Here is a 15414-nt window from a genome sequence, read left to right on the forward strand (position 1 = left end):
CAACACGATGCGCCGTCTCTCCCACCAGACAGCCGGAACCATGCCTGACCAGTGGAAATTCAATGACTACGTTCGGAAAGCGGAAGCCTTCTGAGAAACAACTCCCCCTGATTCGCGAGCGGTACGAGCGGTACCTGGGCCGGCCGATCTCCGCAGAGGGACCGGTCACCCTCCTGACCGAGGCCGACCTTTCGGATCTGCTGCCAGGTGAGGTTCCGCCCGCGCTCCCGGCACTCGTCGCCTGCACAGTCGCCGTCCCCGACATCGCTCTGGTGCGTGCGCTGCTCACAGAGAACGGACTGCCCGTACGCAAGACGGCCCGAGGGGAGCTCTTCGTTCCGGCAGAAGCGTCCCTTGGCGCAGCTCTCATCTTCCGGGAGACCTGAGAGGGGCAGGGGACGTCAGAGCTGCGTGGTTCCACCTCGCGTCGGCCTGGTGCGGCTGGGGAATCATCATGAGCCGGTCTGTCCACCCCCTGAGCAGGGGGTGGGGAGTTTCAAGGCTGTGGCGGACACTTCGTGACGGTCACGGTTGGGGAGATGCCTGAGAGGCACGACGGTTGGGCTGGCCAGTGCCCTTGATCCGTGGGATGGGCGCAGCTCCCCATCGCCGTTCTTGACGGTAGTCGTGGGTGTGAGAATGGGGATCCCTTCAGACGCGGTCCCGCCGCTGTCATCGCCGTGTCCGGCCCTGCTTTCGGAGACGCTAGCTCGAGGCAGGAGCACCTTGACCACTACGAATCGCTGGTACCTGCAAGGCTCTCCTGATCACGCCTACTCCGGCGGGGAAGCTCGACAGCTGCTGCGAAGCCGGTGGGACTGGGGGAGCCAGGAGACGTGGTTCGAGAATGACGCGGGGCGGCTCTTGGCCGTAGTCACTAACGGCGAACGCGCGATGGTCGTGTTGCTGGACGGGGAAGGCGACCCTGGTGAGCATCTCGTCGATCCGCGCGGCAAAGGCTCCTCTGATGGCTACGTGCTGTCCAACGGGCAGGTCGACAGCTACGCCGACCGGGACACTGTCGCCTTCGATGTCGCTGGCCATGCCGTGGCGTACTTCATCGAGCGCGGCACCTGGCCCGCCGATGTGACCGTTGAAGGAGACTTCGGTGAATGACCGCAGCTGATGCATGCCGGGCAGCGGGCGGTGATGTGTCCGGCGTGCGGTGTGTCGGTCTCGCGTCTGCACAGCACGTACAGACGGCGGTTGGCGGACCGCACGATCGGGGGACGGCGGGTGGCCCTGCGGCTGACGGCCGCCGGTTCTTCTGTGACAACGGCGACTGCGAGCGCCGGACCGTCGCGGAGCAGGTCGCACACCTGACGACGCCGTACCGGCGCCGCACCCAGGTGGTCGCCCGGATGGTGCAGGCGATCGGGGTAGCCATCGGTGGCCGGGCCGGCGCCCGGTCGCCGGCTGCCTGCCGGTGAGGGTAGCCGCTTGGCTTGCGGACCACCCGAGATCAAGGTGATCTGCCGGGACCGGTGCAGCACGTTCAGCCAGGCCGCTGCCCGCGCGGCGCCCGACGCGACCGAGGTAGCAGATCGCTGGCATTTGCTGCACACGCCGGCCCGCGCGGTCGAACGCACCGCTGCAGCCGGACGACCCACCAGACGGCCAGCTCCGTCCGAAGGCTTGGCCATTAGCGTCGTGTTGATGGTGTGGCAGAGTGGTGGGGCATGTGGGCCTTCGGGGTCCTGCGAACGCGAGAGGGGTATGACATGAACGAGGCAGAGCTCAGGGCGCTGTTCGACGAGATCGACACGGACGGCGACGGACGGATCAACATCGTCGAACTGGCGGAGGGCTTCAAGGCCGAGGGCGCCCAGGGGCACCTCGCTGAAGAGGTCAAGAAGGCCATGACGGCCGACGTGAACCACGACGGGGTCCTCGACTTCGAAGAGTTCCGCACCCTGCTGAAGTAGCGGCAGGCCCGACAGCTCCCGTACGGACCCGGAAGGGCCGAACGGGGGCTGATGTGTGTGTGAGAACGGTCATCGCCGGGACCTGGCGAGTACATCGGCGATGCGCCCCAGTCCGGCTCGACGTGTGCCGTGCACGGGAGGCAGACGACGCCGAGGCCGGCGCCCGCGAAGACCCGTTCCCAACGCTTGCTCCGGGGTGTCCCTTTCCGGCCGACCCGTCACCCTTGAAGAGGCGGGGGAAGCCGGTGGCCGCCAGGCCTCCATCTCCTCCAGCGTGGTGTCTTGGCCGCGGTCACGTTCTCGCTGGACATCGGTGGCACCTTCCTTGATCGGGAGTTACACCGAACGATTCACAGTCCCGAACTCGACATGAAGGTGCTCACGGCAGCGCTGGGCATCTCGTACGGCGGGGCTGCCCACTACGTATGGCCTCAGGGACACCCCGGTGATGGGGTGTCGGCGCTCATGGCCAGGTGGCGGAGCGTGGTGTAGGTGAGGTAGCCGGGCCATGAGTCGGTGTTGGGGACCAGGCGGGTGAAGTGCCGGTAGGAGGTGCTCCCGTCCAGCATGCCGGCGAGCAGCGCGCCGGTTTCGCCGCCGACTCGCTGGCTGCGCGTGTGCAGGCCATCAGGGCGGCGCCGACTGCCGGGCGGGAGGGACCGTGGGAGTCTGCGGGCCAGTCGATAGGGCGTACGGCCTCGGCTCCCAGCCAGGCCGTCAGGACTCCTGCCACGGTGCTCCACAGTTTGAACGGGCGCAGGAGGTGCGGGGTTTGCGCGATTCCGAATGCCGTTTCGCCACCCGTCCGCAGTAGCTCGGCGAGGGGTCGGTCGAAGAGAGCTCGTGCGTCCCGGTCGAGGTTTTCGGTGTTGTCCGTGGCGTGAACGAGGTTGAAGACGGGGTTCTGCGCTCCGAAGTCCCCGCGCAGGGTGCCGGGCCGCGCCCGGTGGGGCAGGAAGTCTCCGATGAGTTGCTTCGCCAGTTCGGCGGCTGTCGGATTGCCCGTCGGTCTTCTGTTCCAACAGCAGGGCGTGGATGGGGCCCAGGGTGTATATGACCGCGTCCAGCTCTCCGTCCACGGGGCCGTTGGTCTGGCTGTTCGCGTTCAGGAGGGCCTGGTGCTCTGGGCCGAGTATCAGTTCGCGGAAGCCGCGCAGCCAGTAGCCGTGGTCGCGCATCCACAAAGAGATGAGTCGGGTCAGGTGCCGGGCCACGCCGTCCGGTTTGACGATGAGGAGGGCGAGGCGGTCCGGCTCGGGCAAGCATGACTCCTGTACGGGGAGTGAGCGCATCCACACTCGTTGACTGTACCTGCCTGCCCAGCAGGTGAGCAGGTGATGGGTGGCGGCCCTGCAGCCGCACCTTGTGACCGCCCCGTCTGTCAGTCTGGCCGGTCCGGTCGATGGCACGTCGACCGGCGCGGGCGGGGGGTGGCACATACCGGTTGACGTCCTGGTGGACCAGCAGCAGGAACTCCAGCTCCGCACCCGGGGAGCCGTCGGTTTGGGTCACTTCGCCGCCGTCTCCGGTCTTCGTGAAATCGGCTGATGGAGCATCTGGCGGAGGATGCGGGGGCGGACGAGCCTGAGCGGGGAATCAACGAAAGAGAGTGACCTGAGTACCGCGGATGCGGTTTTCGGGTCACTTGCGGCGGCGGCCATGAGACGGCGAAAGTAGGAGCCGAGAAGCCGAGCGCTGAACCCATCCTGTAGGAGGCTGTAGTCGCCGATCTTGGACAGCCACCAAGATGGATAGGTCGCGTCGTGTGCAGAGGAGAAGAAGCGACGAGCCAATGGCTTGGCGCCCTCCTCGGCAAGGCATTCGCCGAGCAAGACGGCTTCGCGGGCGGCCAAAGAAATCCCGGCGCCGTAAACGGGGTTGACCGAACAGAGAGCATCCCCGATGGCCAGCAACCCATCAGGGAAGTGCTTCAACCGGTCGTAGCGGCGTCGGACCCCACAAGGGAAGCGGTACACCGCGATAGGATCCAGCGGTTCGGCACGCCGTAGTTCGCTCATGACATCGGGAGGGGCGATCGTGGCGGCGAAATCCAGGAATTCTTCGTCGTCTACTGGAGTGCGGTGGTTACCGTAACTGTGCAGGGACATTACCCAGCTGCCGTTCTCCTGCGCCGCGAAGACCATCCCACGTGGCTGTGACGATGTGGCGCCGATCATGATGGCCCGGTCGGCGCCGAGCGCATCGGGCGGGAGCGCGAAATGCCGACTGGCGTAGGTGACGTTGATCCGGGTGCGCTCCTCCGGGGCTCTTTGATATCCCATCTCCTCCAGCCAGGCTCCGCTTCGCGCACCGCGGCCCATTGCATCGACCACGAGGTCCGCCTCCAGAACCTCACCGCCAGCTTCTCCACCGCGTGGATACAGGGCTACTCCACGTACAGCCGCTTCTCCCCGGGTGCCGTCAGTGACCAACCCTGTGACCTCTGCATCGTCGCGAAGGGACAGGGACGTCAGCTGCAGAGTGCGCTCGCGGAGCTGGGCTTCCAGGAACGGCCGCGATGCCATGATCCCGTCAACTCCCGCGAACCTCTGGGGCAACGTGTGACCGTGGTAGGTGATGCGGCTCTGACTGCCGAGCTCGGCGCTCACGGCACCGCCGGTCAGACACTGGTCGATCAAGCCGGGGAACAGCTGTTCCATCTGCTGTGCCGCGCGAGTCAGGACGGTATGGATGTGCGGACTCTGCGGGACTCCCTTTCTGCCCCTGCCGTCCGTGCCCCTCCCCTTGATCTGGTCGCGTTCCACCAGTGTCACCCGGGCGAAATGACGGGTGAGTACGGCGGCGGTGCACAGCCCCGCAATACCCGCGCCCAGTACGACGGCGTGGTCACGGACGGCAGGGACGTCAGCGCGACGCATCGAGACGACCTCCAACGGGTCGACGGGAGCGGGCCTTCCGGCCCGCCTGCACCCGTCTGCTAGAGGCTCCGGTCAGAGCCCCATGACACTGTGGTCCGCGATGGGCGCCGCCTTGGCAGGTGTGCCGGGTTTGACGGCCGGACCGGTTTTGTTCCTGCGGGCAGCAGCCGCCTCTGTGCGGGCCAGCCGTTCACGGCAGGTATTCGGTGCGGTCGGGGTGGAGGACCACTGTGCCGGAGGTGAGGCCGTTCCAGGTGTGACCGACCCCGTTGTAGCGGCCGGCGAGGTAGACCGAGCGCAGGTAGCCGGAGCAGAACATCTCCAGCCCCTCGAGGAAGGCGATGACTGCTGCTTCGGTGGCTGCGGGTGAGGCCAGTGTGGCGGCACGAGCGTCGTACAGATCGCGTTCGGCGGCCAGGATCAGTGCGCTCAGCCGGTCAACAGCTCCCTGGAGGTTCTCGCCCGGCTGTTGGAGGAAGATCGTGATCGGGTTGATCGACGCGTCGCCGTGGAAGTGTTCGCGGCGATAGGAGAACAGGTCGTTGACCAGGAGGACGTGGCGGATCGCGACGTCGACGGCGGCTTGGAGGGCGGGGCAGGTGGCCAGCGCGGCGCTGACGTCGATGCCCAGCGCGTACTCGATCAGGACCATGACCAGGCCGCGGAAGCTGGTGCCCACGTGCACCTGCTGGTACGTGTCGAAGTCCGGCACGGTGCCCGCGGCGCGCAGGCTGTCTTCCCGCATGCACCCGTCGGCGTATTCGGACACGGCGTGCAGGAGCCGTTCGCCCTGGCGCGGGCTCAGGTGCTGGCGCAACCGGGTCATCAGCTCCAGCAGCTCCCGCAGGACGTCGGGGGCTGTGCCGGTCGCATCATCGGGCGGGTCGGACTTCAGGGCATCGAGGACGGGTTCCAAGAGGGCCCGGGTGGTGGAGCCGGTGCGATCGGTGGCGCGGACGCTGTCCAGCACGTTGTCGACGGCTCCGAAGAACTGCATGAGGTCGGTGATCAGGCCGAGGCGTTCGGGCGGGGTGTCGGGGTAGCACCACAGCGCGAAGTACTCCGCGTGCTCGGCGATGAAGAGATCCAGGGCGTCGTCGTCGGGCAGGAGGCAGCGCAGGTGAGTCCGGCACCAGTCGGCGGTGCGCCGCGTCTCCTGCCTCGCGGCCGGGTGCAGGCGCGGTGCAGGCAGGTGCACGGTCAGGAGCGGGAGGGTGAAGGCCAGAGGACCGTCCGGATCTTCGCCTCGGGAGACGGCCGACGGGGAGAGAGACATCGTTCCTCCTGTCATATCGTGGGGTTAAGGCGTACTCCGGTTCTTGGACAGCCCTCGGCCTTGCGCTGCGGCACCTCCTCGACCGCAGCCCCCCACGCTTGGACGGGAAGACGGCGGAGCCCACCGTGCAGTCCGCCACCGGCGTGTCCGGCCGGGTCAGTGGTCACGGCCGGTCACCAGATCGGCCAAGGCCCGCAGTTCGGCAGCCGCGGTCCGCTGCGGCCGCGCGGCCGTGAGCTCCTCCAGTGCCTGCCTCGTGTGCCGTTCTGCCGCGCGCACGGCCCAGCTGCGCCCGCCGGCCTCCTCGACCAGGTCCGCCGCCCGCGCCACTTCCGCCGTGCCCAGCGGCCCGCCGCCGGCGTACAGCCGGCTCAGCTCCCGCCCCGCCGCACAGCCGGAAGCGAGCGCCGCGGCGATCGGCAGGGACTTCTTGCGCGCCGCCAGATCCGCCCCGGCCGGCTTGCCGGTCCGTACCGGATCGCCCCAGATCCCCAGCACATCGTCAATCAGCTGGAACGCAGCCCCCACATGCACCCCGAACGCCCGCAGAAACCCCACCCGCTGCCCATCCGCGCCGCCGGCCACTGCCCCCAGCGCACATGCGGCGGCGATCAGTGCGCCGGTCTTGCCCTGCGCCATCGCCGTGGCCTCCGCTACCGACACCGACGCCGCCTCGCGATCCTCCAGCAGCGTGTCCGCGTACTCGCCGTCGATCAGCTCCTGCACCGCGCCCGTCAGCATGCCCGGCCCCGCCGCGCCCAGCGGTCCCGGAGCCTCGGTGACCGTCTGGACGGCGAGGAAGAACAACGCGTCCCCGGCCAGGATCGCCGCCGGCACTCCCAACGCAGCCCACACCGCCGGCCGCCCCCTGCGCAGCCGGTCTCCGTCGATGATGTCGTCGTGCAGCAGGGAGGCGTTGTGCACCAGCTCCACAGCCACCGCCGCGGCGACTCCCGCCTCACGTACCCCGCCCACCGCCTCACACGCCGAAAGCACCAGCGCCGGGCGCACCGCCTTGCCCGCCGGCCCACCCTCCAGCGAAGTGCCCGCCTGGTCCCACCAGCCGAAATGCACCCCTACCGGATGCCGGATCCCCACCGGCAGCCCCTCTACCGCGGCCCGCAGCGCCGGGTGCGTCAACGCCTCCGCATCCCGGAGCACCTGATCCACGTCCCGCACCGTGCCCGCCGAGGTCACCACCGTCATTCCCATCGCCTCCCACTGCCGGAAACCCGATGAGCCACACGTCGTACCAGCCCTGTCCGCCTCATGAGGCGACCGGAGACACCGATCTGCGCTGTTCTGCCGTTGACGCGTGCTCACCCGCCAGCGGCAAGAAGGGCATCTCGGCGAGCCCTCGAATAGCGAACCACCTGCAACACCCTTTGAGCGCGTAGGCGCACAACACGCTCCCCCACGTGCCCCCGGCACCCCACGCCCGGCGGAGCCTGTCGTCCCGGCTGGCGGCCTGCACGCGATGACACGCGACCAGTGCGTAGCCGTGATCGGAGATCTGAGCACCGCAGTTGTCCAGCGGGGCCAGGCACGGCGCTCTGCCGCAACGGGTGCTCCTGGGTGGTGCTGGGCGGAGACACCACCTCTAATAGAGCATAGGTTCGATTTTATGCGCTGCCACTCACGCCGGCGTGGCGGACGGTCGGTGACGCTGGAAGGGGGCCAGGGAAGGGCGCCCCCTGTGGTGCCTCGACCGCCGGTTGCGCCGCCGATGCTGGCGCAGGCCCCGGAGCAGGTTCCGGGTCGTAGCCGCGCTGCGGGCGGGGGCGGCGTACGAGTAGAAGCTGGACGGTCACCGGGCGCTGTTGTTCACCCCGGCGGGCCCGGGTGACGCCGTGCTGATGCAGATCCGTCGCGGGTTGCGGGTCGCTGGTCCAGGACCGCCCATGGTTGCTGAGTCCTTCTTGATCTGTACCAGTGCCTCGTCCCACACGTCCCCTCCATCCGCCCAGGTGCACAGCCATTGGCGCAGAGACGGTACTGCGTAGCACAGGCCATCGTGAGGGTTTTGGCCCCAGTCCGGTTCCCAGCCGTCGGCGTCCCAGAGAAGCACCGGGTTGTCGATCGCTATCAGGGAGACGCCACTCCATGGTCCAGCCGCCACCCGTCAGGAAGAACCACGAGGCCGGTGGCTTCCGCGGGAGGGGATCGCGCCTCCCGCGCATGCGCGCTGCTCGGCCCTTCTCCCTCGTTCTCCTGCTGCAGAACCGGGGCAGGCTGCCCCCGGCGGTGTGCCGGGCACGCGCGTGCCGACCGCGAAATGCGTCCGGCCGGGCGCATGACGTGCTTCGACCGTGGGTGCACCGAGGAGCCCGCGGATCCAAGCCGCTGACCGGCAACCGGGGCACCACACACCGGTCGCGCCCCGCAACAAGTGACCACGCATGGACCAGACCTGGGAGTCGGACGAGTTCGGCGCGTCGCACCGGGGCCGGATGGGGGTACTCGTTGCTGATGGCGGCGTCCCGGGGCCGGTGTACTTCGACGGCGGTTCTGGCGCCGTCGGCCAGACCGTCACCGGGGACGCGGGCCTGGGCGCTGTCTGCGCCACACGCCCGCAATGCGCGCAAAGCGCGACGTCACGCCGGTACGGGGCCTGGCTGGGCCCCGGCGCGCCCACGGAGGCGCCGTAGGGGTCGGGCAGCTCTTTGCGCCGGCGCGCTGCGAGGCGCCTGCCGCTGTTCTCGCGGCTCGCGGCTGACCGAGTCCGCGCCAGCTGGCCGCGGCTCTTCAGCCCAAGGCTTGGAGCAGTTCGTTGCATGCCGTCTCGCAGGAGCGGCATGCTTCAGCGCAGATGCGGCAGTGCTCGTGCATGTCGGCGTGGGATTCGCACTCGTCGCCACACGCCTTGCAGGCCGTGGCGCAGGCCTGGAGCATGGCGCGCGTGATGTTCGCGTCGTAGCCGGTGTGGCGCGAGAGCACGGACGCGGTGGTGGTGCAAATGTCGGCGCAGTCCATGTCGGTGCGGATGCACTTGGTCAGGTCGCCCACCATGCCCTCGGACAGGCAGGCGTCCGCGCACGCGGTACATGCCTGCGCGCAGGCGATGCACTCTTCGATGCAGCGGGTGAGCTTGTCGCGGTCGACGTCGCCGAGGTCGGCCGGGTAGGTGGCGAGCATGTCCTTCACGGTGCTGGTCATCGTGGAATCCTCCTCAACACCGTGGGGCCGGCGGATCCGGTCGGCCGCCTCGCGGGCCCCCGGTACACCTCCAGCTAACCCCCGGCAGCGCGAACGCGCCCGGCGCACTGTGGGGTGGGGTGTTTGTGTTGGTCAGTGGGTTGTCGGGGCGCGCGCGGCCGGGAGTACGCGCTCGGATGGGTTGTCACGCATCCTTCGTACGGCCCACTCCGTGCTGCGGCATGGGCGGAAGTGCCGGATGCTGGCCGCGGACCCCTGGTGAGCGCTCGCGAGCAAAGCGGAGGAGGCATCGTGACACCTCTGACCCAGATCCGGCTGGACGGCGGGGGCTGCGTGCTGGTGGAGGGGGCGGCCGGCCTCGCGGGACCTGTGAAGGCCGGGCGGGCCGGGGACCTCGTTCACGAGGTCCCCGGCACGTTCCAGGAGGCTCTGGAACCGATCACCCGGGCGGCACAGTCAGCCCTCGACCAGTTGCGCCAGGCGCGCCCCGACGAGATCACGATCGAGTTCGGGGTGGACCTCGCGGTCGAGGCCGGCGCGGTGATCACCAAGGGCAGTGCCACCTGCCATCTGCAGGTGGCGATGTCCTGGCGGAGCGGCCATGGCTAGCGCCGGCCGACGGGCGGACCAGGGGACTCCGTCGCAGCTGCCCACGGCGGTGGCGCAGATCCTCGGGCCGGACGGGAGCGTGGCCGGTGCGGGATTCCTGGTGGCCGCGGACGTGCTTGTCACGTGTGCGCACGTCGTCCTGGCCGCCGGGAGCGAACCCGGGGGCCGAGTGCTGCTGGCCTTCCCCCGTGCGGCCGGTTCGGACGGGCTGGAGGGGGAGGTGCTCCCCGAACGTTGGCGCGCGCCAGATGACGAGGACGTCGCGTTCGTCCGGCTGAGCGGTACGCCGGGGGGCCCGGCGGTGCTGCCCCTGGGCTCTGCGGAGGGTTGCCGCGGCCATGAGTTCCGCTCATTCGGCTTTGCGACCCAGGCACCGCTAGAGGGGCACTTCGGCTTCGGCAAGGTGGGAGATCTGCTGCCTTCCTCGGGGCGTGCCGGGGCGCGTATTCAGCTGACCGAGGCCAACGGCCTCACCACCGGGTTCAGCGGCGGGCCCATTTTCGACGAGGAGACCGGCCTGGTCATCGGCATGCTCACCGAGATCACGGCGCCCGACGCGCTCGGCCGGGGGCACGACATCGCCTACGCCACGCCGTCGCAGGTCCTGCGGGAGATCATGCCGGAGCTGGCCGCGCAGGCCGTGTGCCCTTACCGGGGGCTGGAGCCGTTCACCGCGGAGCACGCTGACTGGTTCCAGGGTCGGGAGGAGGCGCTGGGCCAGGTCCTGGCCGGCCTCAGCCGCCAGCGGCGGCTGACGCTGCTGCTCGGGCCGTCCGGGTCGGGCAAGTCGTCGCTGGTCCAGGCCGGGGTTCTGCCGGCGTTGGCGCGGGGAGAGGTGCCGGGGAGCGACCGGTGGCTGCCGGTGCTGGCCCGGCCTCGGCAGGACCTGCCGGCGGAGCTCGAGCGGGCCGGCCTGCCCGGGGCCCGGCGTGACGGGATCACGGCGGCGGCCCGACGACGGTTGCGGAGCGAGCCCGACTGCCATCGGGTTCTGCTGGTCGTCGATCAGTTCGAAGAGCTGCTGCTGCAGGGGGCCGACGGCCGGATGCAGGAATTCTTGGGCACCGTCAACGACATCACCCAGGGTGGCGACACTTTCAGCGAGCTCAGCGTGATCCTGATCATGCGCGACGACTTCTATCCCCAGCTGGCCGCACTGGCACCCCGGTTGCTGGAGGCGGCGACCCCCTGGCTCCTCAACATGCCCGGCACGCTGAGCCGGCGGGACCTGTACGACATCATCGTGCTGCCCGCCGAGAACGTGGGACTCCGTTTCCAGCCGGGGCTGCCCGAACAGATCATCAGCGACGTCCTGGCGAGCAGCCCGGAGCCGGCGCCCGGCGGCCGGGCACCGGTCACCGTCCTGCCGCTGCTCGAGATGACGCTCAAACAGCTGTGGCTGCGGCGGCACGACGGCTACCTCACCCACGAGGCGTACCGGCGGATCGGAGCGGTCAGCGGAAGCCTGACGACCTGGTGCGACGCCGCCCTCAACGAGCTGTCCCCCGGCCGGCAGCTCATCGCGCAGCGCGTCCTCACCTCTCTGGTCCGGCCCGCGGACCGCGCACGCCGCACGCCCGACGTCCGCGCGCAGGTGCCCCTCGACGAACTACGCGACCTGGCGGCCGGCCCCGACAGTGCGCCCGGTGGTGACTTCGACGCGGTGATCGCAGCCCTCACCCGCCATCGCCTCATCACCACGCAGAGGCTCCGCGACCCGGACCGGCCCGGTGCCCCGCCGGGCGAGCCAGTGGCGGAGCTGATCCACGACGCGCTCATCCGTGACTGGGATGGGCTGCGGAAGTGGGTCGATGAGGATCGCCAATTCCAGGAGTGGCTCAACCGCACCTGGGAACGGCAGCGTCACTGGGCCGAGAAGAAGGATCCGGGCGACCTGCTCGCGGGGACGGCGCTCGCGGAAGGCTTCAAGCGGTCACGGGGCCGCGGACTGCCCGAAGACATCGCGGCCTTCCTTTCCGCCAGCCGAAATCGCCAGCAGGCCCTCGCTCGGCGCCGCAGACATGTCATCGCCGTCCTGGCCACGCTGCTGGGGCTCGCGCTGATCGCCGCCGGAGTCGCGGTGCTGCAGTGGCGTTCGGCAGTGGAAGAGCGGCAGGCGGCGCAGTCCCGGCAGCTCGCCACCCAGTCCGGCGCCCTCATCGACACGAACCCCGACCTCGCCTCACTGCTCGCCATCCGGGCGTACCGCACCAGCCCCACCCCCGAAGCCCTCGCCAGCCTGGAAAACGCGGCCGCCCTGCCGCTGAAGCAGCGCCTGCTGGGTCATACGGGGGAGGTCACGGCAGTGGCGTTCAGCCCCGACGGGCACACCCTCGCCACCGCTGGCGAAGACAGAACGGTCCGGCTGTGGGACGTGTCCACCCGGAAAATGCGCGCCACACTGCCCGGCCACACCGACAAGGTCTCGTCATTGGCGTTCAGCCCCGATGGACACACTCTCGCCACCGGCAGCACCGACAAGACAGTGCGGCTTTGGGACATGGACACGGATGAATCCCGCGCCACCCTCACCGGCCACGCCAAGGCCGTGACGTCGGTGGCCTTCAGCCCCGACGGAAGCACCCTCGCCACCGGCAGTGACGACGCGACAGTGTCGGCACTGACGGGGAGGGTGGCGCGGCCTACTTCCTTGGTCACGTCCCAGAACCGGGCACATCGAAGCTCCGGCTGAGAACGGGACCCGCCCGGTATGCGCCACCGCGGTGACCCGGGAGGCCCCAGCCACCGAGACGGCCAGCGCAGACCCACGGGCCTCAGCGGCCCCGACCGAACTGCTGGGCGCAGGTCGGGATTCGGCCCGTGGTCACCCACTGGCAGGAACGGTTCGATCAACTCTCATTCGCCCTTACTGAGGTTGAACTCGTGGTGTCGTAGGGGCTGACTGCTCGTGGCCTGTGGGGTATCACCGGGGCATGGGGTATCCACAAGGGGGCGGGCTGACCGCCGAACGGCAGTAGTTGGGTGAGGGATTACGGCTCCAGGCGGCGGTGCGGTTCGTCCGGGGCGAAGCGAGTTCGGTGATTGCCAGGGACCTGCGGGTCAGCGTCCGTTCGGTGCGGCGGTGGCGGCAGATGTGGGACGAGGGGGGTCCGCGTGCTCTGCGGTCGCAGGGGTCGGCGTCGTTGCCGAGGCTGAGCGAGAAGCAGTTCAGGCAGCTGGAGGCGGAGCTGGCCAGGGGGTCGGCCGCGCATGGCTGGGAGGACCAGCGCTGGACCCTGAGCTGTGTGAAGACGGTGATCGGCGGGCGTTTCCACCTGACCTACACGGTCCAGGGCGTGCGCAAGCTGCTGGTGTGCAACGGATGGTCCTGTCAGGTCCCGGCCCGACGGGCGATCGAGCGGGACGACGAGGCGGTGGCCGGGTGGGTCAAGGAGGTGTGGCCCTGCGCGGAAGACTCGCGGTGGCCCGTGGAGCCTGGCTCGTCTTTGAGGACGAAGCCGGATTCTCCATGACGCCGCCGCAGGCGAAGACCTGGTCCCAGCGTGGCTGGACCCCAGTGGTGCGGGTTCGCGGCCGCTCCCGCGGACGGATATCCATCGCCGCGCTGACCTGCTACAAGCCCCCCGGCCACGGATCCCGGCTGATCTACCGGCCGCGCCGGGACGACGGGCAACGTGACGGCCGCAAGAGCTTCTCCTGGCGCGACTACCGTGACCTGCTGATCGCAGCCCAGCCCACCAGCAGCTTGGCGGCCCCATGGTGCTCATCTGGGACAACCTGAACGTCCACAAAGCCGCTGATCTGCGGGAATGGGTGGCAGCCCGGGACTGGTTGACCATCTCCTACCTGCCGCCCTACGCGGCCGACCTCAACCCCGTCGAAGGGATCTGGTCCCTCCTGCGACGCGGCTGGCTCTCCGATGTCGCCTTCAGTACCCCCGAACACCTCGTCCAGCGCATCCGACGCGGCCTGCGGCACATCCAGCACCGCAGCCACCTCATAGACGGCTGCCTCGCCGAGACCGGCCTGACCATTAGACCCGCCTGAGCAACAACACGACATTACGAGTTAAACCTCAGTAACGCCCCAGCCGGAGGCCGCCCATTCCTGCTGGCGGCCGGCCTGGTTTCGTGAACGCGTCCCGGGCTGGCACCCCTTTCGTCGGCGGCAGTCCTGGCCAGAAATGGCTATTACGGCGGCAGCGGTGGCGACGGATACTGCAGGTAAACATGTCGGCGGCCAAGTGAGCCCGAACAGGGAGTACGGCTGACCGTGGCGGCCGGAGAGACACATATCAGCTTCCGATTTTGAAAGGTTGCGGAATGAATGCTCTAACCGCTCTGGCGTCGGCCGGTTTCGGCTCCACCGTGTATCTCACGACTCTCTGACTGTGAGATGGCTGAACCAGGTAGCGCCGAGTGTTAAGGTCACGGCCCTAGTTGTGGCCGGCATGGTTCTGTGCGCAGTTATCGGGATTATCGCCTTCGCGAGCCAGAGCGTTGCGCTCGGATTCATCGCGGGCGCCGGCCTGACACCGCCCCTGAACCGGTGGATCGTGCAACGACGCAAGCCCGTCGCCGGTTCTTGACCTTCGATGAACTTGAAGCCTTAGCGAGCGGATATTCCGGAGTTTTCGGCCAGGGGCCCCATCCACTGGCGGGGCGGCGGGTCGCCGCAGTCGTGTAGGGCCGGGTTGTGGCCCTCTCGCGGAAGGAGTGGCTTCCCGCCGGTATCGCCGGGTTGCGCTGCCGCCGCATGAGCGGGCATGAGCGGGGGCTCTCGGCTTCAGGTGGTCCGCGGCCGCCTTGGGGGTCGTGGTGATGCGGGCCAAGCGAGTAGATCTCGTAACGCCGGCAGGGCGTCGCCACCGCCACCGGTTCCGCGGCCAGGGGCTGCGTGCCAGGAGCAGTGCGCCCTCTTCGTCATTGCGGGGATTTTACGTCTCCTGTTGGCTTTGTCAAGCCCCGAGTTTCCGCGGCTTTGTCCGCCTTCCGGGGTGGGGCAATCTGGTTTCAGGCAAGCCGCTGAGTCGCCGCATAGGGGTGACGCAACAAGCGAATATGAATTCCGCTTGCTGTATCCGAAACTATTTATTTCTTTCAAGGAGAAACGCAATGTCTGTCAAGCTTCGCACCCGCATCCCCCGTATCGTCGCTGCTTCCTTCGTTGCTGCGTTTGCCGCCGGAGCGGTCGGAGCGACGGGCGCTCAAGCGGCTCCTCAGACGGCGCCGAGCCTGATACAGGACGTCGGCGGGAAGACCAACCAGCTCAACCTGAACCAGGGTGGTGGGAAGACCAACCAGGCGAACGTGAACCAGGGCAAGGGCAAGACCAACCAGGCCAACGTCAATCAGGGTGGTGGGAAGACCAACCAGGCGAACGTCAATCAGGGTGGCGGGAAGACCAACCAGGCGAACGTGAACCAGGGTGGTGGGAAGACCAACCAGGCGAACGTGAACCAGGGTGGTGGGAAGACCAACCAGGCGAACGTGAACCAGGGTGATGGTGACACGAACCAGGCGAACGTGAACCAGGGTGATGGTGACACGAACCAGGCGAACGTGAACCAGGGTGATGGTGACACGAACCAGGCGAACGTGAACCAGGG

Annotated in this window: 13 protein-coding genes and 3 pseudogenes; 10 read left to right on the forward strand and 6 right to left on the reverse strand. The window is 68.6% G+C overall.

Annotation, left to right across the window (positions count from 1 at the left end; all coding sequences use genetic code 11):
- The first annotated feature begins 62 nt into the window (after positions 1 to 62).
- The 4 genes from ACFVGY_RS35245 (at position 63) to ACFVGY_RS35260 (ending at position 1925) form a co-directional block, all read left to right on the forward strand.
- On the forward strand, positions 63 to 386 hold the full coding sequence (locus tag ACFVGY_RS35245; protein WP_385685847.1) for a hypothetical protein: 324 nt from the start codon (positions 63 to 65) through the stop codon (positions 384 to 386).
- Between the two features lie 340 nt (positions 387 to 726).
- Positions 727 to 1116 carry a hypothetical protein gene (locus ACFVGY_RS35250; RefSeq protein ID WP_385685850.1) on the forward strand — a complete coding sequence of 130 codons (390 nt, stop codon included), beginning with the start codon at positions 727 to 729 and terminating at the stop codon, positions 1114 to 1116.
- Between the two features lie 351 nt (positions 1117 to 1467).
- Positions 1468 to 1725, forward strand: a complete 258-nt coding sequence (locus ACFVGY_RS35255) for a hypothetical protein (RefSeq protein WP_385685897.1) — start codon at positions 1468 to 1470, stop codon at positions 1723 to 1725.
- The gene (locus ACFVGY_RS35260; protein ID WP_385685853.1) at positions 1680 to 1925 is read left to right on the forward strand and encodes an EF-hand domain-containing protein; all 246 of its coding nucleotides are present in this window, start codon (positions 1680 to 1682) and stop codon (positions 1923 to 1925) included. The genes ACFVGY_RS35255 and ACFVGY_RS35260 overlap by 46 nt, the downstream gene beginning before the upstream one ends.
- Positions 1926 to 2356: 431 nt before the next feature.
- On the opposite strand, the gene ACFVGY_RS35265 is transcribed toward ACFVGY_RS35260, so the two are convergent.
- Both ACFVGY_RS35265 and ACFVGY_RS35270 read right to left on the reverse strand, forming a co-directional pair.
- Positions 2357 to 2494, reverse strand: coding sequence for a hypothetical protein (locus tag ACFVGY_RS35265; protein ID WP_385685856.1), 138 nt, complete (start codon positions 2492 to 2494; stop codon positions 2357 to 2359).
- Positions 2495 to 2814: 320 nt separating this feature from the next.
- Positions 2815 to 2907, reverse strand: a pseudogene (locus tag ACFVGY_RS35270) (hypothetical protein); the annotation flags it as partial.
- On the opposite strand from ACFVGY_RS35270, the gene ACFVGY_RS35275 reads away from it, so the two are divergent.
- The gene (locus tag ACFVGY_RS35275) at positions 2891 to 3193 is read left to right on the forward strand and encodes a hypothetical protein (RefSeq protein ID WP_385685859.1); all 303 of its coding nucleotides are present in this window, start codon (positions 2891 to 2893) and stop codon (positions 3191 to 3193) included. The pseudogene ACFVGY_RS35270 and the gene ACFVGY_RS35275 sit on opposite strands and share 17 nt — an antisense overlap.
- A 240-nt stretch (positions 3194 to 3433) precedes the next feature.
- Here ACFVGY_RS35275 and ACFVGY_RS35280 read toward each other — a convergent pair whose 3' ends face one another.
- The 4 genes from ACFVGY_RS35280 to ACFVGY_RS35295 all read right to left on the reverse strand — a co-directional run bounded on the left by ACFVGY_RS35280 (position 3434) and on the right by ACFVGY_RS35295 (position 9236).
- Complete coding sequence (locus ACFVGY_RS35280; RefSeq protein ID WP_385685862.1) at positions 3434 to 4819, reverse strand: FAD-dependent oxidoreductase; 1386 nt, start codon at positions 4817 to 4819, stop codon at positions 3434 to 3436.
- A gap of 175 nt (positions 4820 to 4994) precedes the next feature.
- On the reverse strand, positions 4995 to 6080 hold the full coding sequence (locus tag ACFVGY_RS35285; RefSeq protein WP_385685865.1) for a hypothetical protein: 1086 nt from the start codon (positions 6078 to 6080) through the stop codon (positions 4995 to 4997).
- A 156-nt stretch (positions 6081 to 6236) separates the two neighbouring features.
- Positions 6237 to 7286 carry a polyprenyl synthetase family protein gene (locus tag ACFVGY_RS35290; protein WP_385685868.1) on the reverse strand — a complete coding sequence of 350 codons (1050 nt, stop codon included), beginning with the start codon at positions 7284 to 7286 and terminating at the stop codon, positions 6237 to 6239.
- A gap of 1539 nt (positions 7287 to 8825) precedes the next feature.
- The gene (locus ACFVGY_RS35295) at positions 8826 to 9236 is read right to left on the reverse strand and encodes a four-helix bundle copper-binding protein (RefSeq protein ID WP_385685871.1); all 411 of its coding nucleotides are present in this window, start codon (positions 9234 to 9236) and stop codon (positions 8826 to 8828) included.
- 291 nt (positions 9237 to 9527) lie between these two features.
- Between ACFVGY_RS35295 and ACFVGY_RS35300 the strand changes: the two genes are divergently transcribed.
- From ACFVGY_RS35300 to ACFVGY_RS35320, 5 genes and pseudogenes are all read left to right on the forward strand, one after another.
- Entirely contained in the window at positions 9528 to 9845 is a 318-nt protein-coding gene (locus ACFVGY_RS35300; protein WP_385685874.1) for a CU044_2847 family protein, read from the forward strand.
- Positions 9838 to 12537: a trypsin-like peptidase domain-containing protein gene (locus tag ACFVGY_RS35305; protein ID WP_385685877.1), complete on the forward strand. Its 2700-nt coding sequence runs from the start codon at positions 9838 to 9840 to the stop codon at positions 12535 to 12537. The genes ACFVGY_RS35300 and ACFVGY_RS35305 overlap by 8 nt, the downstream gene beginning before the upstream one ends.
- Positions 12538 to 12823: 286 nt before the next feature.
- Positions 12824 to 13318: a winged helix-turn-helix domain-containing protein gene (locus ACFVGY_RS35310; protein ID WP_385685879.1), complete on the forward strand. Its 495-nt coding sequence runs from the start codon at positions 12824 to 12826 to the stop codon at positions 13316 to 13318.
- Positions 13315 to 13853, forward strand: a pseudogene (locus ACFVGY_RS35315) (transposase). Before ACFVGY_RS35310 ends, ACFVGY_RS35315 begins: the two are co-directional and overlap by 4 nt.
- Before the next feature lie 1067 nt (positions 13854 to 14920).
- Positions 14921 to 15414: pseudogene (locus ACFVGY_RS35320) on the forward strand (hypothetical protein); the annotation flags it as partial.

The sequence above is a fragment of the Streptomyces sp. NPDC127106 genome (assembly GCF_042677605.1).
Taxonomy (GTDB): domain Bacteria; phylum Actinomycetota; class Actinomycetes; order Streptomycetales; family Streptomycetaceae; genus Streptomyces.

Coding starts and splice junctions, on each gene's coding strand:
- ACFVGY_RS35290 (WP_385685868.1), bottom strand. CDS start 7,286: ATGACGGTGGTGACCTCGGCGGGCACGGTGCGGGACGTGGATCAGGTG.
- ACFVGY_RS35275 (WP_385685859.1), top strand. CDS start 2,891: ATGAGTTGCTTCGCCAGTTCGGCGGCTGTCGGATTGCCCGTCGGTCTT.
- ACFVGY_RS35285 (WP_385685865.1), bottom strand. CDS start 6,080: ATGTCTCTCTCCCCGTCGGCCGTCTCCCGAGGCGAAGATCCGGACGGT.
- ACFVGY_RS35295 (WP_385685871.1), bottom strand. CDS start 9,236: ATGACCAGCACCGTGAAGGACATGCTCGCCACCTACCCGGCCGACCTC.
- ACFVGY_RS35260 (WP_385685853.1), top strand. CDS start 1,680: ATGTGGGCCTTCGGGGTCCTGCGAACGCGAGAGGGGTATGACATGAAC.
- ACFVGY_RS35245 (WP_385685847.1), top strand. CDS start 63: ATGACTACGTTCGGAAAGCGGAAGCCTTCTGAGAAACAACTCCCCCTG.
- ACFVGY_RS35265 (WP_385685856.1), bottom strand. CDS start 2,494: ATGCTGGACGGGAGCACCTCCTACCGGCACTTCACCCGCCTGGTCCCC.
- ACFVGY_RS35305 (WP_385685877.1), top strand. CDS start 9,838: ATGGCTAGCGCCGGCCGACGGGCGGACCAGGGGACTCCGTCGCAGCTG.